This is a genomic window from Streptomyces sp. NPDC104096, assembly GCF_055584385.1.
Genome location: NZ_JBVJMD010000087.1, coordinates 1 through 20815, shown reverse-complemented (window position 1 = coordinate 20815; position 20815 = coordinate 1). Strand labels below are relative to the sequence as shown.

Annotated in this window: 17 protein-coding genes and 1 rRNA gene; 9 read left to right on the top strand and 9 right to left on the bottom strand. The window is 70.6% G+C overall.

Going from position 1 to position 20815, the window contains the following annotated elements; all coding sequences use genetic code 11:
• Both rrf and ACZ60B_RS40115 read left to right on the top strand, forming a co-directional pair.
• Window positions 1-105 (top strand): 5S ribosomal RNA (gene rrf, locus ACZ60B_RS40120); the annotation flags it as partial.
• A 70-nt stretch (window positions 106-175) separates the two neighbouring features.
• Complete coding sequence (locus tag ACZ60B_RS40115) at window positions 176-721, top strand: GNAT family N-acetyltransferase (protein WP_469396329.1); 546 nt, start codon at window positions 176-178, stop codon at window positions 719-721.
• Between the two features lie 3 nt (window positions 722-724).
• Here ACZ60B_RS40115 and ACZ60B_RS40110 read toward each other — a convergent pair whose 3' ends face one another.
• The 8 genes from ACZ60B_RS40110 to ACZ60B_RS40075 all read right to left on the bottom strand — a co-directional run bounded on the left by ACZ60B_RS40110 (window position 725) and on the right by ACZ60B_RS40075 (window position 11192).
• Window positions 725-2368 carry a type IV secretory system conjugative DNA transfer family protein gene (locus ACZ60B_RS40110; RefSeq protein ID WP_469396327.1) on the bottom strand — a complete coding sequence of 548 codons (1644 nt, stop codon included), beginning with the start codon at window positions 2366-2368 and terminating at the stop codon, window positions 725-727.
• Window positions 2369-2384: 16 nt separating this feature from the next.
• Window positions 2385-3812: an ATP-binding protein gene (locus ACZ60B_RS40105; protein WP_469396324.1), complete on the bottom strand. Its 1428-nt coding sequence runs from the start codon at window positions 3810-3812 to the stop codon at window positions 2385-2387.
• Between the two features lie 6 nt (window positions 3813-3818).
• Window positions 3819-5378, bottom strand: a complete 1560-nt coding sequence (locus ACZ60B_RS40100) for an SCO6880 family protein (RefSeq protein WP_469396322.1) — start codon at window positions 5376-5378, stop codon at window positions 3819-3821.
• Entirely contained in the window at window positions 5375-6709 is a 1335-nt protein-coding gene (locus ACZ60B_RS40095) for a hypothetical protein (protein ID WP_469396318.1), read from the bottom strand. The genes ACZ60B_RS40100 and ACZ60B_RS40095 overlap by 4 nt, the downstream gene beginning before the upstream one ends.
• Complete coding sequence (locus ACZ60B_RS40090; protein WP_469396316.1) at window positions 6699-7562, bottom strand: hypothetical protein; 864 nt, start codon at window positions 7560-7562, stop codon at window positions 6699-6701. The genes ACZ60B_RS40095 and ACZ60B_RS40090 overlap by 11 nt, the downstream gene beginning before the upstream one ends.
• A gap of 177 nt (window positions 7563-7739) precedes the next feature.
• Entirely contained in the window at window positions 7740-8048 is a 309-nt protein-coding gene (locus tag ACZ60B_RS40085; protein ID WP_014673544.1) for a hypothetical protein, read from the bottom strand.
• A gap of 359 nt (window positions 8049-8407) precedes the next feature.
• A complete protein-coding gene (locus ACZ60B_RS40080) occupies window positions 8408-9724 on the bottom strand; it encodes a S53 family peptidase (protein ID WP_469396313.1) in 1317 nt (438 codons plus the stop codon).
• Between the two features lie 385 nt (window positions 9725-10109).
• A complete protein-coding gene (locus ACZ60B_RS40075; protein ID WP_469396311.1) occupies window positions 10110-11192 on the bottom strand; it encodes a hypothetical protein in 1083 nt (360 codons plus the stop codon).
• A 225-nt stretch (window positions 11193-11417) separates the two neighbouring features.
• On the opposite strand from ACZ60B_RS40075, the gene ACZ60B_RS40070 reads away from it, so the two are divergent.
• From ACZ60B_RS40070 to ACZ60B_RS40060, 3 genes are all read left to right on the top strand, one after another.
• On the top strand, window positions 11418-12212 hold the full coding sequence (locus ACZ60B_RS40070; protein WP_469396309.1) for a trypsin-like serine peptidase: 795 nt from the start codon (window positions 11418-11420) through the stop codon (window positions 12210-12212).
• Between the two features lie 248 nt (window positions 12213-12460).
• Window positions 12461-13468 (top strand): C40 family peptidase, encoded by a 1008-nt coding sequence (locus ACZ60B_RS40065; protein WP_469396307.1) that lies wholly within the window; start codon window positions 12461-12463, stop codon window positions 13466-13468.
• Window positions 13469-13749: 281 nt separating this feature from the next.
• A complete protein-coding gene (locus ACZ60B_RS40060) occupies window positions 13750-14454 on the top strand; it encodes a phosphatase PAP2 family protein (protein WP_469396305.1) in 705 nt (234 codons plus the stop codon).
• Between the two features lie 56 nt (window positions 14455-14510).
• Here ACZ60B_RS40060 and ACZ60B_RS40055 read toward each other — a convergent pair whose 3' ends face one another.
• Window positions 14511-16091, bottom strand: a complete 1581-nt coding sequence (locus ACZ60B_RS40055; RefSeq protein WP_469396303.1) for an FAD-binding oxidoreductase — start codon at window positions 16089-16091, stop codon at window positions 14511-14513.
• A gap of 364 nt (window positions 16092-16455) precedes the next feature.
• Between ACZ60B_RS40055 and pstS the strand changes: the two genes are divergently transcribed.
• The 4 genes from pstS (at window position 16456) to pstB (ending at window position 20628) form a co-directional block, all read left to right on the top strand.
• A complete protein-coding gene (gene pstS, locus ACZ60B_RS40050; protein WP_469396301.1) occupies window positions 16456-17583 on the top strand; it encodes a phosphate ABC transporter substrate-binding protein PstS in 1128 nt (375 codons plus the stop codon).
• Window positions 17584-17722: 139 nt separating this feature from the next.
• Window positions 17723-18727, top strand: a complete 1005-nt coding sequence (gene pstC / locus ACZ60B_RS40045; RefSeq protein WP_469396298.1) for a phosphate ABC transporter permease subunit PstC — start codon at window positions 17723-17725, stop codon at window positions 18725-18727.
• Window positions 18724-19785 carry a phosphate ABC transporter permease PstA gene (gene pstA / locus ACZ60B_RS40040; RefSeq protein ID WP_469396297.1) on the top strand — a complete coding sequence of 354 codons (1062 nt, stop codon included), beginning with the start codon at window positions 18724-18726 and terminating at the stop codon, window positions 19783-19785. The genes pstC and pstA overlap by 4 nt, the downstream gene beginning before the upstream one ends.
• Window positions 19786-19851: 66 nt before the next feature.
• Window positions 19852-20628 carry a phosphate ABC transporter ATP-binding protein PstB gene (gene pstB, locus ACZ60B_RS40035; RefSeq protein WP_152894423.1) on the top strand — a complete coding sequence of 259 codons (777 nt, stop codon included), beginning with the start codon at window positions 19852-19854 and terminating at the stop codon, window positions 20626-20628.
• The last annotated feature ends 187 nt before the right edge of the window (window positions 20629-20815 follow it).

The following is a 20815-nucleotide window of genomic DNA, read 5'->3' as shown; positions in this document are numbered from 1 at the left end:
AGCGTGAGGGAAACGCCCGGTTACATTCCGAACCCGGAAGCTAAGCCTCACAGCGCCGATGGTACTGCAGGGGGGACCCTGTGGGAGAGTAGGACACCGCCGAACAAATTTTGGAGAAGGCCTCCACCGTTAAATCGGTGGGGGCCTTTTCTGCGTTCCGGATACGGTGTGGCGCATGAACTACGTCATCCGATCCATACGCGCTGATGAGTGGCCGGCCGCCAAGGCGCTGCGGCTGCTCGCGCTCCAGGACCCGATCGCGCACCTCGCCTTCCTCCAGACCTACGAGGAGGCCGTCCGGGAGCCGGATTCCTTCTGGCAGCAGCGGACCGAGCGAGCCGCGGAGGGCGCGAGCGAAGCTCAGCAGATCATCGCCGAAGGCCCGGACGGCGAGTGGGTCGGCACCCTGACCGTGCTGGTGGAGGAGGCGGGCTCGAAGGACTGGGCGGGATTTCCGGTCGAACGGAAGCAGGCGCACCTGGTCGCCGTGTTCGTACGGGACGACTTCCGTGGGATCGGGCTCACCGAGGTGCTCTTCGATGCCGGACTGGAGTGGGCGTCGGGCATCGGGGCCGAGCGGATACGGCTGATCGTGCACCCGGACAACCAGCGGGCGCAGCGGTTCTACCGCAGGGTCGGGTTCGTGCCGAGCGGGGTCGTCGTGCCGTTGCAGCCGGGGTCCGACGAGACCGAGCTGGAATTCGTCCTCGAACGCGACTGACGTCTACGCCGGGAGTTCTTGGTGCGGCCAGCGGGAGCGGGCCTGTTCCCGGGACCGGAGCAGGGCCAGGGCGGGCAGTCCCCGGTCCGCTCCGGTGGCCAGCAGCTCCGGCAGCTGGGGAAGCGGAGCCACGGCGGCGACGTCGTCCAGGACGAGCGTCAGTGGTGGGTCGAGGCGACCGGAGGATGACCGTTCGGCCATGCGCCGGCCACGCTCGACCACGCTGGAGACAAGGGCCGTCAGGAGCGGCATCGCACCGGGGTGCGTCCTGGGGTCCTCGATGGATTCACCGACCACATAAAGCGTGCCCCCTTCGTCGACGAAGGAATCCAGGGCGAGCGCATCGCTTCGGTTCGGGGCGCAGGCCTCGCGGATGTTGACCGTGGACAGCGCGGAGAGCGCACGGCTGGTCAGCTCCTGGGCGATGTCACGGCGTTCGGGGTGTGAGGTGAGAGCGGCCTCCAGCTCGCCCGCGGCGCCGGGGGCCGCCTTGGGGTTGGTGCGGAGGATGCGCACCGCGTCCTGGATCTGGGTGCCCTGGGACCAGCGGTGGACATGGCGGACGGTGCGGCCGTCGATGGCGGCGGCGTGCAGATAGCTGCGCAGGAGCGTTTCGGCGGTGTCGCCGACGGCCTGGTCGATCTTGGCGGTGGGCCGGACGGGGGCGAGCAGGGCCGCTGCCCTGTGTACCGCGGTCTGCTTGTCCTCGCAGCCGGTGGTCGGCGACCAGTGCAGCCGGGCCGGGGTGTCGCACAGATGCGTGGGGTCGTAGAGGTGGACGGGGCCCAGTTTGGCGCGGGCGTCCTTGGTGTCGCTCCAGAGGGCGGGATCCGAGGTGACGACGAGGGCCGCGCCCTCCGCGTCGCGCACGGCCTGGGCCGCGGCGGCCCGACGCGCTTCGGGAGCGGCGTAGACGACCGTGCCCTCCGGGCGGGACGGCTCCCACCCGGAGGTGCGCTCGACGGGGAAGAGGGCGGTGACGGGCTCCTGGCGCTGCGCGGCCGATCCGGGCAAGGGCTCGGGCGACGGTGTGAGCGTGGTCCGCAGTGGTCCGTCCGTCGGCCGTGGTTCGTTCGCCGGTCCGGATTCGCGTGCCGGTGCGGGTACCGGTTCGTTCGTATGCGCGGGCGCGGGCGCGGGCGCGGGCGCGGGCGCGGGCGCGGGCGCGGGTGCGGGTGCGGACGCGGGCGTGGGTGCGGACGGTCGGTGACTGGGCTCGGGGGTCGGTGACGGGCTTCTCGGCACCGGCACCTCGTGGTGGTCCGGGGTGCCCGCGGCCGCCGCGCGACTTCTGGCCCGGCCCGCTCTCCAGCGGGCCAGCGTCCCCATCACGAACACGGTCAGGACGAACAGGACCATCAGCTGGCCGATGAACAGGCCCCAGAACAGGCCGTAACCGGAGAGCCCGGCCGGTGGGGCGTCCGGCCATGCGCCGGGGATGTCGTGCGGCTGGGCGATCAGCCGACGCATGGCCACGGGGGTGCGGGTGAAGGTGACGCCGGACGGCCAGGAGCCGTGCGCGAACAGTCCGGCGAGGCCCGTGGCCGTCCATACCAGCAGGGTCATGCCGAGCAGGAAAGCGAGTATGCCTACCAGCAGGCCGTCGGGGATGCCGCCCGCGCCGGGCCGGCGTTCGTCCGGTCTCATGCCAGGGACACCCCTTCTACGCCACCGTCGACTCGGACGAGCCGTCCAGATCGCCCAGATGCTGTTCCATGAAGGCGGCCGCCCTTTCCTCCGCCTCCAGTTCGGCGGCGCGCAGCACGTCGTCGTCCGGGGCCAGGTCGCTGGACGACTCGGTCATCGCGCGGTCGGTGAAGACCAGGGGGCGTTCCGTCTCGGTGACCAGGTGTTTGACCACCTGGACATTGCCGTTGACGTCCCAGACGGCGATGCCGGGGGTGAGGGTGGGGATGATCTCGACGGCCCAGCGCGGCAGGCCGAGCACCCGGCCGGTGGCCCGTGCCTCGTCGGCCTTCTGCGCGTAGATCGTCCTGGTCGAGGCCATCTTGAGGATGGCCGCGGCCTCCTTGGCGGCCGCCCCGTCCACCACGTCGGAGAGATGGTGGACGACCGCGACGAAGGACAGGCCGAGCCGGCGCCCGAACTTCAGCAGCCGCTGGAACAGCTGGGCCACGAAGGGGCTGTTGATGATGTGCCACGCCTCCTCGACCAGGAAGATGCGCTTCTTGCGGTCGGGGCGGATCCAGGTGTGCTCCAGCCAGACGCCGACGATCGCCATCAGGATCGGCATCGCGATGGAGTTGCGGTCGATGTGGGAGAGGTCGAAGACGATCAGCGGTGCGTCCAGGTCGATGCCCACGGTGGTCGGGCCGTCGAACATGCCGCGCAGGTCGCCGTCGACCAGGCGGTCCAGGACCAGGGCGACGTCCAGGCCCCACGCCCGTACGTCGTCCGTGGCGACGTTCATCGCCTCGGCCGACTCCGGTTCGGGGTGGCGCAGTTGCTCCACGATGTCGGTCAGGACCGGCTGGCGGTCGAGGATCGTCTCGTTGACGTAGGAGTGGGCGACCTTGAGGGCGAAGCCGGAGCGTTCGTCGAGGCCGTGGCCCATCGCGACCTCGATGATGGTGCGCAGCAGCGCCAGTTGGCCCGTGGTGGTGATCGAGGGGTCGAGCGGGTTGAGGCGGATGCCGTGGTCCAGGGCGGCCATCGGGTCCAGGCGGATGGGGGTTATTCCCAACTGCTGGGCGATGAGGTTCCATTCGCCGAAGCCGTCCTCGCCCTGCGCGTCCAGGACGACGACCTGCCGGTCGCGGAAGCGCAGTTGTCGTAGGACGTACGTCTTCTCCAGGGCCGACTTGCCGTTGCCGGACTCGCCGAGGACGAGCCAGTGCGGGGCCGGCAGCTGCTGGCCGTAGAGCTGGAAGGGGTCGTAGATGTAGCCCTTCCCGGAGTAGACCTCGCGGCCGATGATGACGCCGGAGTCACCGAGGCCGGGGGCGGCGGTGGGCAGGTAGACCGCCTGGGCCTGGCCTGTCGAGGTGCGCACCGGGAGCCGGGTCGTCTCCACCTTCCCGAAGAGGAAGGAGGTGAAGGCGTCGGTGAGGACGGACAGCGGATCCCGCATCAGGTCCTACCTCCGAATGCCGGTGGCGAAAGGAAGGGTGTTCACGAAGGCGCGGTGGTGCTCGCGGTCGCACCACTCCAGTTTCAGGTACGACTTTCCGGCCGAGGCCCTGATGGTCCGCTTGTCGCGGGCCAGCGCTTCGGGGTTGCGGGAGGAGACGGTGATGTAGCCGACCAGGTTGACGCCGGCCGCGCCGCTGGCGAGGTCCTCCCCGCGCTGGTCGAGGCGGCCGTGGGCGGCCACGTCGCGCGGGTCGACGGTGCGGTTCATCTTCGCGGCGCGGGAGGCTTCCGCCTCGTCGTTCGTCTTCTCCGTCAGCATGCGCTCGATGGCGACCTCGGTGGGTTCGAGGTCCATCGTGACGGCGACCGTGCGGATGACGTCCGGGGTGTGGACCAGGAGCGGGGCCAGGAAGTTGACGCCGACCGGGGTCATCGGCCACTCCTTGACCCAGGCGGTGGCGTGGCACCAGGGGGCGCGGGTGGAGGACTCGCGGGTCTTCGCCTGGAGGTACTGGGGCTCCATGGCGTCCAGCTCGGCCGGCCAGGCGTTGCGCTTGGTCATCGCCTGGATGTGGTCGATCGGGTGGTCCGGGTCGTACATGGAGTGGATCAGGGACGCGAGGCGGCCCTGGCCCAGCGGCTGGCGGACCCGGATGTCGGCTTCCTGGAGACGGGAGCAGATGTCGGTGAGCTCGCGGGCCATGACGACGGCGAGTCCGGCGTCCCGGTCCAGCTTGCGGCCGGCCGCGGGGCGGGCGGCGCGCGCCATGGCCTGTGCCTCGGCGGCCAGTTCACGGGTGTAGTGCATGCAGGCGACGAGGTAGGCGCGGTGCTGCTCGCTGCTGGTGGACACCATCGACTGGAGTTGGTCGTACGACTGGGCCAGCCAGCCCGGTGCCCGCTCGTCGCCGCGTACGGCCACGTCCTTGGCGTGGGCGTCGGGGTCGGCGGGGAGGGTGCGGGCGAGCATCTGCAGGCGGGTGACGAAGCCGTCGCCGTTCGCCACGTGCTTCAGGAGGGTGCCGAAGCGGTCGACGAGGGCTTCCTGGTCCTCGCTGTCGCGCAGGCCGACGCCGGGGCCCTCGATCTCGATCGCCGCGGTGACCGTACGGCGGTCGGCGTGCAGGAGTACGGCGATCTCGTCGGGGCCGAAGGGCGCGGCCAGCCAGCTGATGCGGCCGATGCCGGGCGGCGGGCCGATCTCGATCTCCCGCCCGTCGGCCCGGGTGCCGGCCTCCATGACGGCGGAGCGGTAGGCGGTGCCCCGGCGCAGGGTCCGCTTGTAACTGCGGTTCACCTCGAACCACTTGTAGAAGGTGCGCTGCTTGTACGGCACGTAGACCGCGGCCAGCGCGAGCATGGGGAAGCCGGACAGCAGCACGATGCGCAGGGCCAGCAGGGGGACGAGGAGCCCGCACATCATGCCGAGGAACGCGCCGACGACGATGAGCGCGATCTCGCCGGACTCGCGGTTGCGGCCGACGATCGCGTTCGGCCGGGCGCGGCCGATCAGATATGAACGGCGGGGCGTGACCGGATGGGACAGGTGGGTCTCGGTCGTCAACGCCCTTCACCTCCCGTGCGGTTGTTGCGTGTGTTGCCGGCGTGCGGGGTGTTGACCGCGCTGGGTGCGCGGGGCGCGGGTGCGGCGGTGGGGACGGATCCGCCCGGGGTGCGTGCGCTGTGCGCCGCCACTCCGCCCGAGGCGGGGTTGGCCGGGCGGGGGCCGGCGGAGCCGGACTGGCCGCCGCCGTTGTTGTCGGCGCGGGTGCTGTGCGTCTTGATGCCCTGGGCGACCAGGGTCGCCGGGGAGCTGATGACGGCGGCGGCCTTGCCCTCGGCGCCCTGCATGATGCGGTTGTTGCGGGAGTTCGCGATCTCGTCGCCGAAGCCGGGGACGAAGCGGTAGATCATCGCGCTGGCGAAGATGGCGAGCAGGATGATCGCGAGTCCGGAGACCACGGCGGAGAAGGCGCCCGGGCCGTCGTCGGTGGACAGGGCTCCGGCCAGGCCGAGCACGATGACGATGACCGGTTTGACCAGGATCACGGCGATCATGATTCCGGCCCAGCGGCGCACGTGGCCCCACAGGTTCTTGTCGACCATGCCGGCGTAGACGACGGTGCCGAGCAGGGCGCCCACGTAGAGGAGCGCGGCCCGGATGACCAGCTCCAGCCACAGGACGCCGGCGGCGAGGATGGAGACCAGCGAGACCACGATCAGCATGATCGGGCCGCCGCCGATGTTGTCGCCCTTGGCGAGGGCGCCGGAGAAGTTGCCGAAGAACGTGTCGGTCTGGTTCCCGGTGGTCTTCGCCAGGACGTCGGTGATGCCGTCGGTCGCGGAGACGACCGTGTAGAGGATCAGCGGGGTGAAGGCGGAGGCCAGCACGGTGAGCCAGAGGAAGCCGACGGCCTCGGAGACGGCGGTGGTCAGCGGGACCCCGCGTACCGCCCGCTTGGCGACCGCCAGCAGCCACAGCAGCAGCGTCAGCACGGTCGAGGCCGCGAAGACGACGGCGTACTGCTGGAGGAACTTGGGGTTGGTGAAGTCGACGTTCGCGGTGTCCTGCACGGCCTCGCTGAGCTTGTCGACGGTCCAGGACGCGGCGTCGGCGCAGCCCTTGGCGAGGGAGGAGAGGGGGTCGAGGGTGTCGGTGGTGCTGGGGGTGGTGGTGCCGGAGGGGGCGTTGCCGCGTTCGCAGTAGTCCTTCGCCGGGCCTCGGATGAGATCGCACTGGCCGCTGGTCGACGGTGACGACGACGGATCGGGCGACGCGCTGGGTGACGGACTGGGGGTCGGCGCGGCGAAGGCGCGGGTGGCCAGCAGCACTGCGGTCGCCTGCGCGGCGGCGACAGCGGTGGTGACCTTGAGGAAGCGGTGGTTAGCGCGCATAGGTGAACCCTCCGTACTCCTCGACGGCCTTCGTCATGTCGTCAGCGGTGGAGGCCTTCTGGTCGCGACCGACCGGGACGGGGCCGTCCTTCTGCTGAAAGTCTGTGATCTTCCAGTCGGCGTCGACCCACTTGAGCGCGTACGTGGTGGTGTACCAGCTCTCGGACACGGGGTTGGTCGAGCCTTCGCCGGAGAGGCCGAAGAGGGACGTGTACCAGACCTCGACGGTGGCGCTGTCCGGGGCGGACGCCGTCACTTTGGTGCCCACCGGGATGATCCGGGAGACGAAGGTCTGACCGCTTGGCGCGGTGCCGTCCTTGCCGAGCCCGATGTTCGCCAGGAAGCCCTCGTTCGAGTACGCGTTGTCCAGGTCCGTCTGGCGCGCGGCGGCGACATCGGGGGCGTAGACGGTGTTGACGATGTCGTGGCGTTTGGCCGTGGCGAACATGTCGGTCGAGCCCAGGGCTACCGAATAGTTCGCCGCAGCGCTCTGTGCTCCCTGCGCGTTGTGCTCGAATCCGTTCGGGATCCCGTTCGTCTTCGTCTCCACCGGTTTCGTCCCGCTGGCCGCGGTGGTCGACGTCTTCGGCTTGTTTCCGCCCGTGTCCGTGGATCTGGTGCCGTCCGCGGATGCGGAATCGTCTCCTCCACGGTTGGCGAAGGCGATCGCCGCGATGAGCAGGACGACCACGCCGACCACCGTGACCAGGCTCCGCGTGGACGAGCGGCCGCCGCGTCGGGCGCCCCCGTAGGGGTCGCCGTCGGGCAGGCGGGTGCGGGTCTGGCCGGTGCCGCCGTAGCCGTCGCCGCCGCGCGCGGTGTCGCCGTAGCTCTGATCGTCCCCGAGGCTCATCTCGCGTACGCCCCCTCGACCTCGTACCGAAAAGCGTAGAAGTACGACGGTAGCCGTGCTGGTTCCCGCGCGGGCGCGGTGTGGTGACTCGACATCAGGGAAACGCAACCTCAGCCGGTGGGCACGACGGGCGGGTGGGGAGAGGAGTGGAGCCGGGCGCGCCCGGGCGGGCCGGGGCTAGACGGCCATGCCGTACACGATGGTGAACAGGGTGCCGAGCGAGCCGATGATGAAGACGCCGGTGAGGCCCGCGATGATGAGGCCCTTGCCCTGTTCCGCGCTGAACGTGTCACGCAGCGCGGTGGCGCCGATGCGCTGCTTGGCGGCGCCCCAGACCGCGATGCCGAGGCAGAGCAGGATGGCGACCGCCATCACCACCTCGATCATCACCTTGGCCTCGTTGCCCAGGCTGCCGAAGGGGCCCCAGTCCGGAGCGATCCCGCCGATGATGGTGTTGATGTCTCCCTTGTCGGCCGCAAAGAGCATGTAAGTCACCGCCCCTGGTGGGTAGTTCCAAGGCCCCTGCGGTGTGCAGAGGTCAGCCCTCATTGTCGCTGACAACGGCGCCTTCGTATGTCGACTTGGCGTCATTGGTTGGCGGGTTTCGCGCGAACGCCTGGCTGGGGATCGTTTGGTGACTCTGTGTATCACGGCAGGTCACGCCGGGCAATGAAGTCAGACCGGAACCTGTGGTGTGGTTCCGTCGTTGACCCTTTTTCGCGTCGATGTTCCCGGGGTGAAGGTTATCGGCAACGGCGAACGGGCCGCGGCTGGGTGCCGCGGCCCGTTCGCCCCTTGCCACCTGGCCCCCACGGCCCAAGGCGGCGCGCTGTGCCGACCGTTCGTCAGCCGGTGAAGGCGGCCACGCCTTGCGGAGTGCCCCAGCCGGTGGGGCCGTCGTAGCCGGACTTGGCGGTGCACAGGTAGCTGGAGGAGCAGCTTCCGTTGCTGCCGCCGGTGACGTCGTTCAGGGCGGAGGTGCCGGCCGCGTTGTACGGGAACTTCGCCGGGTACGAGCCGCTGGAGGGGGTGCCGCCGAGGGCGTAGACGCCCGCGATGATCGGGGCCGAGGCGCTGGTCCCGCCGAAGGTGTACCAGCCGGCGGTGATGCCGTAGGAGTCGTAGACGGAGACGCCGGTCGCCGGGTCGGCCACGGCCGAGACGTCGGCGATGGTGCGCCTGGTGCAGCCGGTGTCGGTCTGCCAGGTCGGCTTGGCGTCGTAGGAGGAGCAGCCGGAGCCGGTGCCCTCGGAACTGCTGGTGTTCCAGACGGTCTCGGTCCAGCCGCGGGTGGTGGAGGAGGTGGACAGGGCGGTGCCGCCGACCGCGGTGACGTACTTGGAGGCCGCCGGGTACTCGGCGCCGTAGCCGGAGTCGCCCGCGCTGACGGTGATGGCGACGCCGGTGTGGTTGAAGTACGAGGAGTCGTAGCCGGTGTCGGAGGAGGACTCCGAGCCGCCGTAGCTGTTGGAGACGTACTTCGCGCCCAGGGCGACCGCCTCGTTCACCGCGGTGCCGAGGTTGGCCATGGTGGCGGACTTGGCCTCGACCAGCAGGATGTTGCACTTCGGGCAGATCGCGCCGGCCATGTCGAGGTCCAGGGAGATCTCCTCGGCCCAGCCGGCGTCGGCGGAGGGCAGCGAGGTCGTGGAGCCGGTCTGACTGACCTTCTTGAAGCAGCCGTTGGCGACCGTGCAGGCGGACAGGCCGTAGTACGAGCGGTAGGTCGCGAGGTCGGCCGCGGCGTTCGGGTCGTCGTACGCGTCGACGATCGCGATGGTCTCGCCGGAGCCGTTGGAGGCGGCGGCGGAGGTCAGTCCGTAGGCGGACTGGAGGTTGCTCGGGCCGTAGCCGGAAGGAGCTGAGGCGTCCGCGGACTTCGGTGTGACGCCGGTGACCTGGGCCTGGTGTTTCTGGAACGCGGTGAGGCCGCCGGTGACCCGGAAGGAGTTGCAGGCCAGTTCGCCCGCCTTGCGGGGCGTGGCGCAGGGGGTCGCGGTCCAAGTCGCTTGGGACAGGGCGGGTTTCGCGGTGGCCATGGGGGCGGCTCCGGCGTGGGCCGCGGTGCCGAGTCCGGCGAGCACGAGTGCCGCGGTGCCGAGGGCCGCGGAGCCGATGCGGCGCCATCTGCCTTGCACGGCGGACCTGCTGGGGGGTGACATACGCAACGGACTGCCTCCTGGAAGTGGTTGACAGGGGCGGTGCGGGTGGTCGTGATGCCACCGGTACGTGGTCCCCGGCAGCGGGCGGCGGCCCGCCGACGACTGTGACTTGTTGAGTACGCGACAACAAGGCGGGTCTCGGAATCCTGACTTCCGCCTTACGGACGAGGGGTGGGGCTTACCGCTCGATGGCGGGTGGATGGACGGGCGATGGCGGGGTCTTGACCTTGCGCACAGGGTGTGCACAGGATCCCGCGCACAGGGCTCGTACAGGCTCCCGCGGTTGTTCGGGGCGGTGTTGGGCACACATCAAAGCCCTTGACCGGCAGGAGGGTTGGGGCGGCCCGGCCGCGAAAGTGGGCCGGCCCCGCACGACGCGCCCGGCTCAGCCGTGGGCGGCCCACACGTGCAGGGTGTCGTACGCGTTCCCGTACGTGTACCAGCGTCCGGCGCCGAGCGGCGCGGGCGGACCGGTCACCGGGAGGGGGTAGTCGACCGGCTCGGGCTCCGAGGGGCCCTGTGGCGCGGTTCCGACCAGCCAGTGCCTGCCCTCGCCCCACTCCTCGTCGCTCTCGACGGTGGAAGCCAGCACGGTGGTGTCGTCGACGAAGGCTCCCGCCCAGTCCCAGTAGGGCTCGGCCTCGTCGTCGTCCGGCTCCGCGTCCGGGTGCCGGGGCGCGGACGACCCGGCGTCCCACCGCGCCACGACGGCGCCGCTCGCCGTCTCGTGCACGGCGAGCGTGTTCTGGTCGTGGTCGACGGTCAGGAAGCGGCTGCCGGACGGGTTCACGTCCAGCAGGACCAGGTCCTGTCCCTCGAAGTACGCGACGGCCAGGCGTTCGCCGTCCCAGTGGCCCCACCTCAGCGGTGCCCCGTCCTGTCCCTCCCCGATGCTCAGGCCCATCCGGGCGGGATCGGGATGCGGCACGTGCTCGCTGCCCGCCGCCGCGGCCCGCGCGTCCGCCCGCGCGAGCACGCGACCGTCCGAGGCGTCGAGTACCAGCCACTCGTCCACGGCGTCCGGATCCGACTCGCCCGCGTCGAGCAGCGGGCCGCGCACATGCGCCCACACCAGCCGCCCGTCCGGGGAGAAGGCGGCGGAGCCCCGGTCCCGGTGCGGCCAGCCGCCGTGCCGCACCTCCCACCGCACGGCTCCCTCGGCGTCCACCGCGCGTACGGCGTCCCGGCCCGTGAAGACGGCCAGGTCCGCGTCGGGCGCCACCGCGTGCGACCCGGACCGCCGGGGCCACGGCGCCGGGAACCGGAGCGTCCGCGTGACGCCGAGGGCGTCGTCCAGCAGCTGCACCACCAGTTCCCCGTCACCGCGCTGGAGCAGCGCCGTGTGCCCGCGCAGGCGCACCAGTTGCGGGGCGTCCGCCTCGGATGCGGGCAGGGGGGCGGTCAGGGTGGCGACGAGTTCGGGCACGGTGGGTTCCTCGGACGGCCTGGACGACTTCGTGGCAGCCATACTGCGCCTTCGAGGGGGAGCGGAGGCGGGCGGGTCCGCGTACGGCCGAGCGGCCTTCCGGTGCCGCGGGGGCTGGTGCGTCCCAGGAGGGAAACGGCTGGGGGCCGAGTGCCGCGGGCAGCGGAGGCGGATCCGTGGGGCACCCAGTACGGTGGATGGAATGCCCGGCCGGAGCCGGAAGGACGGAGACGTTTCCCCTCGTCTGCACGGGACAGGTGGGCCTCGATGAAGCGCACTCCACGCCCTCGCCGCACACCGCGCGCACCGCGCCCCCGCAAGCGCGCCCTCTTCGGCGCGCTGGTGCTGCTGGCCGCCGCGTCCGCATCCGCCTCGGCCTCCACCACGGACGACGGCACCGGGCCGCTCGGCATGACCGCCGTGGCCGCCCGGACGGCGTCCGCCGCCCGGGTGGGTGCGCTGTTCCCCGCCGACCGGGCCTCCCGTCTCACCGGCAGCCACTTCTGCACCGCCTCCGTCGTGCACAGCCCGCACCACGACCTCATCGCCACCGCGGCGCACTGCCTCGACGGCCAGGGCGACACGCTCCTCTTCGTACCGGGGTACCGGGACGGCACGGCCGCGCACGGGGTGTGGACGGTCCGCCGCCGGTTCCTGCCCGACGGATGGGCCGCGGGCAAGGACGAGGACAGCGACCTCGCCTTCGCCCTCGTCGATCCGCAGGGCGGCAAGGCCGTCGAGGACGTGGTCGGCGCGAACCGGTTCGCCGCCGGCCTGGCCACCGGCGCGACCGCGGTGACCGTCACCGGCTACCCGGACTCCCGTGAGGTGCCGGTCAGCTGCACCAACAAGCCCGTCGCGCACAGCCCCACCCAGCAGCGCGTCGACTGCCCCGCCTTCAGCGGCGGCACCAGCGGCAGCCCCTGGGTGAACGGCGACGGGCAGATCGTCGGCGTGCTCGGCGGGCACGAGCAGGGCGGGGACACCGACGACATCTCCTACAGCGTGGTGTTCGCCGACGAGGCCGCGGAGCTCTACCGGGACGCGACCGGCACCTCCTGACACCACCTCCCGGCACCACGCCCTGACACCACCCGCCGGCACCACCCCCTGGTCCGTCCCGACGGGCGCCGGATCCGGACGCCCTGGCCGGGTCGGTCCCTGAGCCCGGCGGGGCCGGTCCCTGGTGTCCGACCAGCGGCAAACAGCCATCGACGCGCACATACGCGTCGACCTTCCCCATGATCACCCCGCTCCGCGGGAGCCGCCCCTAGACTGACCGCGGCGGACTCCCGGTCGGCGAGGGGCGGTTGACGGTGCGTAGGACGTGGGTCGTGGTGACCGCTGTCGCCGGTGCCGGGCTCGCCTTCGTGATGCTGCTCGTCGTCGGGGTGTACGTCGTCGCCGGGAACATCGCCGGCCAGGCGGCCGGCGGGACCCGGGCGCTGGCCAAGGGGGCCGTGCCCGCGGCGTACCAGACACTCGTTCAGAAATGGGGCAATCTCTGCCCCGCCCTCAACCCGGCCCTGCTCGCCGCCCAGTTGTACCAGGAGAGCGGGTTCAACCCGAACGCCAGGAGCCAGGCGGCCGCGCAGGGGATAGCGCAGTTCATCCCGGGGACCTGGGCCACCCACGGCATCGACGGGGACGGGGACGGGGACCGTGACGTCTGGGACCCGAGCGACGCGATCCCGTCGGCCGCCTCGTACGACTGCCAGCTCGCCTCCTACGTGAAGGACGTGCCGGGGAACGTCACGGACAACATGCTCGCCGCCTACAACGCGGGGGCCTACGCGGTCATCAGGTACGGGGGCGTGCCGCCGTACTCGGAGACCCGCAACTACGTGAAGACGATCACGACCCTGGAGGAGTCCTTCGCCGCGCCCGTCACCCGGGTCGATCCGTCGAGGCAGGCCGCCGGGGCGATCTACTACGCGCAGAAGAAGCTCGGCACGCCCTATCTCTGGGGCGGCAACGGCACCGCCGACCAGGGCGGACGCTTCGACTGCTCGGGGCTGACCAAGGCCTCGTACGCCAGTGTCGGGATCACCCTGCCGCGGGTGGCCAACGACCAGTACAACGCCGGACCGCACCCCGCGCGGAACGAACTGCTGCCCGGGGACCTGGTGTTCTTCTCCCACGACCTCAGCGACTCGCGGGCCATCCACCACGTGGGAATCTACGTGGGCGGCGGGTACATGATCGACGCGCCCCGGACGGGCGCCGTGATCCGGTTCGACCCGATCGACAACTCCGAGTACTTCGGGGCCACCCGGGTCACCGAAGATGGCGCGAAAGCGCTGCCCACCAAGGTGTGAACCGAGTGTGAACCCACCCCCTGAGCTGCGATGACGTGTCTCTCTTCGATAACGTCTGCGTGATCATTCGGTGGAGTGTGGAACGTATTCACCAGGGCCGTGCGTTCCTGTTGACGTAGTCCGGTGGGCGGTGGACGGCAGCCGACGGTCGGCGGGTCGGCACATGCCGGATGCGCGGACGGGCGTACGGCGAGCGGAAGCGGATCTACGGGCCACGGGGGTGGGCAGGAGCGGGCGCACGAGCGGTGCGTCCGGGGGAACGACGAAGGGGCCGCAGCGCCATGGCTGGACTCGCTGAATCCGGGTCGAACCCCGACGTCGACCTGCTCTACGACATCAACGGTCTCGCCGGGAGCACGCCGCACTGGTTCGACCGCGGCGTCGCGTTCGTCGGCGAGTACGGACTGCTGCTCGCCATGGTGCTGGTGGTGCTCTGGTGCTGGTCGAGCGTGCGACGGCGGGGCGGGGACGAAGCCGCCTCCGCCGTGGCCGGGCTGGTGTGGGCGCCGCTGGCGGCCGGCATCGCGGTCCTGGTGAACGTGCCGATCCGCGGGTTCGTGCAGCGGCCCCGGCCCTTCCTCGATCACCAGGGACTCGACGTCCTCGTCTCCGGCAAGACCGACTACTCGTTCGTGAGCGACCACGCCACCATCACCATGGCGATCGGCGTCGGACTGTTCGTCACGAACCGCAGGTTCGGTCTGCTGGGGATCGCCCTGGCGATGCTGGAAGGCTTCTGCCGCGTCTACATGGGCGTGCACTATCCGACCGACGTGGTCGGCGGGTTCGCGCTCGGCACGGCCGTGGCCCTGCTGCTGTCGCCGCCGGCCATGCTGATGCTCACGCCGCTGATGAAGGCCGTGGAGCGGTCGCCGAGGGCCGGAGCGCTGATCCGGCGCCGGCCGGCCGGGGACGGCCGGGACGCGGTGGTCCCGGAGGCGCGCGGTGCGTCGTCGTCGGAGGCGGAGCGCGACCTCGCGGCCTGAGCCGGGCGCCGAGCGTCCGAGCGCTGAGCGCCGGGCCGCTCCTTTCCCGGATCCGGCTACAGGGCCTGCGGGTAGGTGAAGAAGCGGTTCGGGTCGTAGGTCTTCTTCACCTGGGCCAGCCGCGTCGCCGCGGCGCCGTAGTACGCCTGCCGCCAGTTCGTCAGGGCCGGGTCCGTGTAGTTCTGGTAGGCGGCGCCCGAGGCGAACGGCTTCATCGCGTCGTGGGCCGAGTTCAGCCAGGACTGGGCCGTGGTGCCCGAAGTCCCGGCCCGCCAGGACACTATGTACTGCGCCAGCATGCGGGAGCGCCGGTGCACGAAGGCCGTCGCCGTGGGGGAGACCCGGTTGACCGCGCCGCCGAGGGCCGTCAGGGCGATGCTGCCCGCGCCGCCGCGCGTCGAGGCGATCCGGTCGAGCAGGGTCTGGACGCCGGCCGCGGACAGGGAGCGGTCGAAGAAGTCCGAGCGCGCCGCGTACGTCTCCCGGCCCAGCGCGCCCTGTGCGGAGCGCCCCGGGGTCGAACCCGGCAGATGGCACTGGGCGTCGGCGGAGAAGGAGGAGCAGCCCGCGTAGATCTCCATCGCCTCCTCGTAACCGCGGCGGCGCAGCGAGACGCTGCGGGCCGGGGCGCCGATCCGGTCGGCGAGGCGGTCGACGGCGTTCTGGAGTTCGCCGTACGTGCCGAGGGAGAACGCCGCCACGGAGACCGTGGGCGTACCGCCGGAGCTCTCCAGGTGCAGCGAGGACCAGATCTCGTCCGGCTGGGACGGGCCCCACTCCTGCCAGGCCTTCACCACCGCGGCCGCCTTCGCCCACGGCCAGGTCAGGTACGCGGTGACGGCCTGCGGGGCGGCGTGGGTGCGGAAGCGCAGTTCGGTGACGACCCCGAAGTTGCCGTTGCCCGCGCCGCGCAGGGCCCAGAAGAGCTCCTTGTTCTCGGTGGCGTTGGCGGTCAGTTCCCGGCCGTCCGCCGTGATCAGGGTCGCCTGGGTGAGGCTGTCGCAGGTCAGTCCGTACGCGCGGGAGGCCACCCCGTGGCCGCCGCCCAGCACCAGACCGGAGACGCCCACGGTCGGACAGGAGCCCGCGGGGATCGTCACGCCCTTCGCCGCGAGCGCGCGGTAGACGTCGATCAGCTTGGCCCCGGCGCCGACGACCGCGGAGCCGCCGCTGCTGCGGACCCGGTTGAGCTTGGAGACGTCGAGGACCAGACGGCCGTTGCCCGAGGACCAGCCCGCGTAGGAGTGGCCGCCGTTGCGGATCGACACCTGGATGTGGTGGGCGCGGGCGTACGCGAGGGTCGTACGGATGTCGTCCGCGTGCGCGACGTAGGCGACCGCGGCCGGCTTCAGGCCGTCGAAGCGGGTGTTGTAGAGCTGACGGGCCGACTGCCAGCCGGCGTCGCCGGGGCGGACCAGGACGCCGTCCAGGTCGTGGGCGAGCGCGGTCCAGTTCGCGGGGGCCGCGCCGGCGGTGGTGCGCAGGGAGGTGGTGGCGGAGGCGGTGGCGTCCGCCGTGGCCGGCCGGCCGGTGCCGCGCGCCGCGCCGCCCGGGCCGTTCTTGCCGCTGTCGCAGCCGCCGATCACGACCGCCGCCGCCGCGGCCGCGCCGCCTGTGATGAACGCACGCCGTTCCATGGTGCCTCCTGCCCGATCCTGTGGAACCAGACGAGCCTTTCGGCCGGAGGGTTCCCGGGGGAGCGAGGGTACGTCGGCAGGGGGCCCGGCAGGGGCGCCCGAAAGGTGATGTAGGACTCCAGGTGGTTTGCTGGACGGGTATGACGTCGGGACCTCCACGTGTTCTCCCCGTGAGCGTTCCGTGACCTAACCGCACCGCCTTCAGGGGTTCACCCGCCGTTCACCTGCGGCCGTAGGTCGCGTCACCTGTTCTGCCTAATTTCGGCCTTACCCGATGCGGAGCGCACTTCTTATATGCGTCCGCCTCGAGTCAGTCTCCGCACGCCGCCGGACAGGACGGCGGCTCCTGGAAGGAATTTCCTCAGTGAAGCTTCAGCGCAAGAACCGGCGGGCTCTCGCTCTCGGCGCTCTCGCCGTCTCCGGCGCCCTGGCCCTCACGGCGTGCGGCTCCGACGACACGGGCACCACGGCCGGCGGGTCCTCGTCGGCCAGCGCGAACACCGGCAACGTCAAGTGTGACGACGCCAAGGGTCAGCTGCTGGCGGACGGCTCGTCCGCGCAGAAGAACGCGATCGACGCCTGGGTCAAGCAGTTCACCGCCGCCTGCAAGACGGTGCAGATCAACTACAAGGGCTCCGGCTCCGGCGCCGGTGTCACCGCGTTCACCCAGGGTCAGGTCGCCTTCGCCGGTTCCGACTCCGCGCTGAAGCCCGAAGAGGTCACCGCCTCCAAGTCGGTCTGCAAGGGCGGCCAGGGCATCGACCTCCCGATGGTCGGCGGCCCGATCGCCATCGCGTACAAGCTCGACGGTGTGGACAACCTGGTCCTGGACGCCCCCACCCTCGCCAAGATCTTCGACGGCAAGATCGCCAAGTGGAACGACGCCGCGATCAAGAAGCTGAACCCGGGTGTCACCCTGCCCGACCTGAAGATCCAGGCGTTCCACCGCTCGGACGAGTCCGGCACCACGGACAACTTCACCAAGTACCTGATCGCCACCACGCCGACCAACTGGAAGTACTCCGGCGGCAAGGCCTGGCAGGCCAAGGGCGGCCAGTCGGCCTCCGGCTCCTCCGGTGTCGCCGCGGGCGTCAAGCAGACCAACGGCGCCATCGGCTACATGGAGCTGTCGTACGCCAAGGACGGTCTGGGCACGGTCGCCATCGACACCGGCGCCTCCGCCCCGGTGAAGGCCTCCTCCGACGGCGCCACCAAGGCCATCGCGGACGCCAAGGTCGTCGGCACCGGCAGTGACCTGGCGCTCAAGATGAACTACACGACCACGGCCGACGGCGCCTACCCGATCACCCTGGTCACCTACGAGATCGCCTGCGACAAGGGCAACAAGGCCGAGACCCTGGCCGCCACGAAGGCGTTCCTCACCTACATCGCCAGCGAGGAGGGCCAGGGCATCCTCTCGGGCATCGACTACGCCCCCGTCCCCGCCGACATCATCGCCAAGGTCCGCACCACCATCGCGGGCCTGAGCTGATCCACAGGTGAGGTCCGGCCCCGGTAATCGACCCGGGGCCGGGCCGCACCGTCCGGTGCACCGCCGCCATGAGCCGTACCGCGAGGGCGGCTCCGCCGAGCCGCTCCGATCCGAGCGGCTCCGCAGACCGGAGAACCAGATGGATATATCGACACAGAACACTCACGTCCCACCCCCGACGCCCCAGCGCTCCGGGGGCGATCGCAAGCGTGCCGGCGGCGCCACCCGTCGCGGTGACCAGGTCTTCCTCGGTCTCTCCCGCGGGTCGGGCATCCTGCTGCTGGTGATCATGGCCGCGATCGCGGTCTTCCTCGCCTACCGCGCGTCCCTCGCGATCAGCAAGGACGAGGGCAACTTCCTCACCACCTTCGAGTGGAACACCGGCCTTCAGCCGCCGGTCTTCGGTGTCGCGGTGCTGGCCTTCGGCACGGTGGTCTCCTCGATCATCGCCATGGTCATCGCGGTCCCGATCGCGGTCTCCATCGCGCTGTTCATCACGCACTACGCCCCGCGCAAGCTCGGCGGCACCATCGCGTACGTGATCGACCTGCTCGCCGCCGTGCCGTCCATCGTGTACGGCCTGTGGGGCGCCCTGATCCTCGTACCGCACATGAACGGCCTGTACGGCTGGCTCAACGACTACCTCGGCTGGACCGGGATCTTCTCCTGGGAAGAGGGCGCGCCCCGCGCGATGCTCACCGTCGGCATCCTGCTCGCGATCATGATCCTTCCGATCATCACCAACGTGAGCCGTGAGGTCTTCCGCCAGGTGCCGCAGATGCACGAGGAAGCGGCTCTCGCTCTCGGCGCCACGCGCTGGGAGGTCATTCGCATGTCCGTGCTGCCGTTCGGCCGCTCCGGCGTCATCTCCGCCTCGATGCTCGGCCTCGGCCGCGCGCTCGGCGAGACGATGGCCGTCGCCACCGTGCTCTCCCCGAGCTTCGACATCCAGGCCAGCCTGCTCAACCCGGGCGGCGGAACCTTCGCCCAGAACATCGCCAGCAAGTTCAGCGAGGCGACGGAGTTCGGCCGGGACGCGCTCATCGCCTCCGGTCTGGTCCTGTTCGTCATCACCCTGCTGGTCAACGGCGCGGCCCGCATGATCATCGCCCGCCGCAAGGAGTACTCGGGGGCCAACGCATGAGCCACGCAGCCGTCGCCGCCAAGCGGCCCAGCACCCTTCGCGGAGCCACCCTCCCGAACTGGTCGCCGTGGGCCATCGCCGCGGGCTCCCTCGCCGTCGCGGCCGGGATCGGCCTCGCCGCCGACCTCCAGAGCCACATCCAGTGGGGTCTGATCGCCGCAATCCTGTTCCTCGTCGGCACCTACGTCATCGCCGCGCGCGTCGAGGGACGCCGACAGGCCAAGGACCGCATCGCGACCTCGCTGGTCTGGGTCGCCTTCGTGCTCGCCGTGATCCCGCTGGTCTCCCTGATCTGGGTGACCGTGCAGCGCGGTGTGAAGGTCCTCGACCCCTACTTCCTGACCCACTCCATGGGTGTGGTCGCCGACTCCGAGCCGGGCGGTGGCATCTACCACGCCATCCTCGGCAGCCTGGAGCAGGTCGGGCTCGCCACCGTGATCGGTGCGCCGATCGGTGTGCTCACCGCGATCTACCTGGTCGAGTACGGGCGCGGCAGCCTCGCCAAGGCCGTCACCTTCTTCGTGGACGTCATGACGGGCATCCCGTCGATCGTCGCGGGTCTGTTCATCCTCAGCCTCATGCTGATGTTCGACATGCAGCCCTTCGGCTTCGCCGGCTCGCTCGCGCTGGCGATCCTGATGATGCCGGTGGTCGTCCGCTCCACCGAGGAGATGCTCAAGCTCGTACCGAACGAGCTGCGCGAGGCGTCCCTGGCGCTCGGCATCCCGAAGTGGCGCACGATCCTGAAGGTGGTCCTGCCGACCTCCATCGGCGGCATCACGACCGGCATCATGCTGTCGGTGGCCCGTATCGCGGGCGAGACCGCGCCGGTCCTGCTGCTGGTGTTCGGCAACCCGTTCATCAACGCCAACCCCTTCGAGGGTGCGCAGGCCTCCCTGCCGCTGTACATCTACCAGCAGTACTCGCAGAGCGCTGGTTCGACCGCGGCGTACGACAGGGCCTGGGCGGCGTCGCTGACGCTGATCGCCTTCGTGATGATCCTGAACCTGGTGGCCCGCGGCATCGCCCGCTGGAAGGCCCCGAAGACCGGTCGCTAAAGCGACGATCTACGGCTCCGCCGTGCGGGGCCATCGGCGACTGAAGAACCTGGAAGTGAAGTAGTCATGGCCAAGCGAATCGACGTAAGCGGACTCACCGCCTACTACGGCTCCCACAAGGCGATCGAAGACATCTCGATGACGGTCGAGCCCCGCTCGGTGACGGCCTTCATCGGCCCCTCGGGCTGCGGCAAGTCGACGTTCCTGCGCACCCTGAACCGTATGCACGAGGTCACCACGGGCGGCCGCGTCGAGGGCAAGGTGCTCCTGGACGACGAGGACCTCTACGGCCCGGCCATCGACCCGGTGTCGGTGCGCCGCGAGGTCGGCATGGTCTTCCAGCGCCCGAACCCCTTCCCCACGATGTCGATCTTCGACAACGTGGCGGCGGGTCTGCGCCTGAACGGCAAGTACAAGAAGAGCGAGCTGAACGACATCGTCGAGCGGTCGCTCAAGGGCGCGAACCTCTGGAACGAGGTCAAGGACCGCCTGAACAAGCCCGGCTCGGGTCTGTCCGGTGGCCAGCAGCAGCGACTGTGCATCGCCCGCGCGATCGCGGTCGAGCCGAAGGTCCTGCTCATGGACGAGCCCTGCTCGGCCCTCGACCCGATCTCCACCCTCGCCATCGAGGACCTGATCGGCGAGCTGAAGGAGCGCTTCACGATCGTCATCGTGACGCACAACATGCAGCAGGCCGCGCGTGTCTCCGACCGCACGGCGTTCTTCAACCTCGCGGCGGTCGGCCAGCCCGGCAAGCTCATCGAGATCGACGACACGGAGCGGATCTTCTCCAACCCGTCGCGCCAGGCGACCGAGGACTACATCTCGGGCCGCTTCGGCTAGGGCGTGTTTCGAAAGTAGCGTCGTCCGCCCGAAGGGCGGGCCCGGCGACGTCTGGTGCGTGCGCTCGCAAGGCGGAGGGTCGCCCCGATACTGGTTGTATCGGGGTGATCCCGACAACGCGGCTGGGGGTGCCCCCTCTGGGGGAGTGCGTGCCAGACGCCGCCGGGCAGACGGGACTTTCGAAACA

Excerpts from the sequence above, each read along its gene's own strand:
- ACZ60B_RS40115 (WP_469396329.1), top strand. The coding sequence starts at position 176 with ATGAACTACGTCATCCGATCCATACGCGCTGATGAGTGGCCGGCCGCC.
- ACZ60B_RS40110 (WP_469396327.1), bottom strand. The coding sequence starts at position 2,368 with ATGAGACCGGACGAACGCCGGCCCGGCGCGGGCGGCATCCCCGACGGC.
- ACZ60B_RS40105 (WP_469396324.1), bottom strand. The coding sequence starts at position 3,812 with ATGCGGGATCCGCTGTCCGTCCTCACCGACGCCTTCACCTCCTTCCTC.
- ACZ60B_RS40095 (WP_469396318.1), bottom strand. The coding sequence starts at position 6,709 with ATGCGCGCTAACCACCGCTTCCTCAAGGTCACCACCGCTGTCGCCGCC.
- ACZ60B_RS40090 (WP_469396316.1), bottom strand. The coding sequence starts at position 7,562 with ATGAGCCTCGGGGACGATCAGAGCTACGGCGACACCGCGCGCGGCGGC.
- ACZ60B_RS40085 (WP_014673544.1), bottom strand. The coding sequence starts at position 8,048 with ATGCTCTTTGCGGCCGACAAGGGAGACATCAACACCATCATCGGCGGG.
- ACZ60B_RS40080 (WP_469396313.1), bottom strand. The coding sequence starts at position 9,724 with ATGTCACCCCCCAGCAGGTCCGCCGTGCAAGGCAGATGGCGCCGCATC.
- ACZ60B_RS40075 (WP_469396311.1), bottom strand. The coding sequence starts at position 11,192 with ATGGCTGCCACGAAGTCGTCCAGGCCGTCCGAGGAACCCACCGTGCCC.
- ACZ60B_RS40070 (WP_469396309.1), top strand. The coding sequence starts at position 11,418 with ATGAAGCGCACTCCACGCCCTCGCCGCACACCGCGCGCACCGCGCCCC.
- ACZ60B_RS40060 (WP_469396305.1), top strand. The coding sequence starts at position 13,750 with ATGGCTGGACTCGCTGAATCCGGGTCGAACCCCGACGTCGACCTGCTC.
- ACZ60B_RS40055 (WP_469396303.1), bottom strand. The coding sequence starts at position 16,091 with ATGGAACGGCGTGCGTTCATCACAGGCGGCGCGGCCGCGGCGGCGGCG.
- pstC (WP_469396298.1), top strand. The coding sequence starts at position 17,723 with ATGGATATATCGACACAGAACACTCACGTCCCACCCCCGACGCCCCAG.
- pstA (WP_469396297.1), top strand. The coding sequence starts at position 18,724 with ATGAGCCACGCAGCCGTCGCCGCCAAGCGGCCCAGCACCCTTCGCGGA.
- pstB (WP_152894423.1), top strand. The coding sequence starts at position 19,852 with ATGGCCAAGCGAATCGACGTAAGCGGACTCACCGCCTACTACGGCTCC.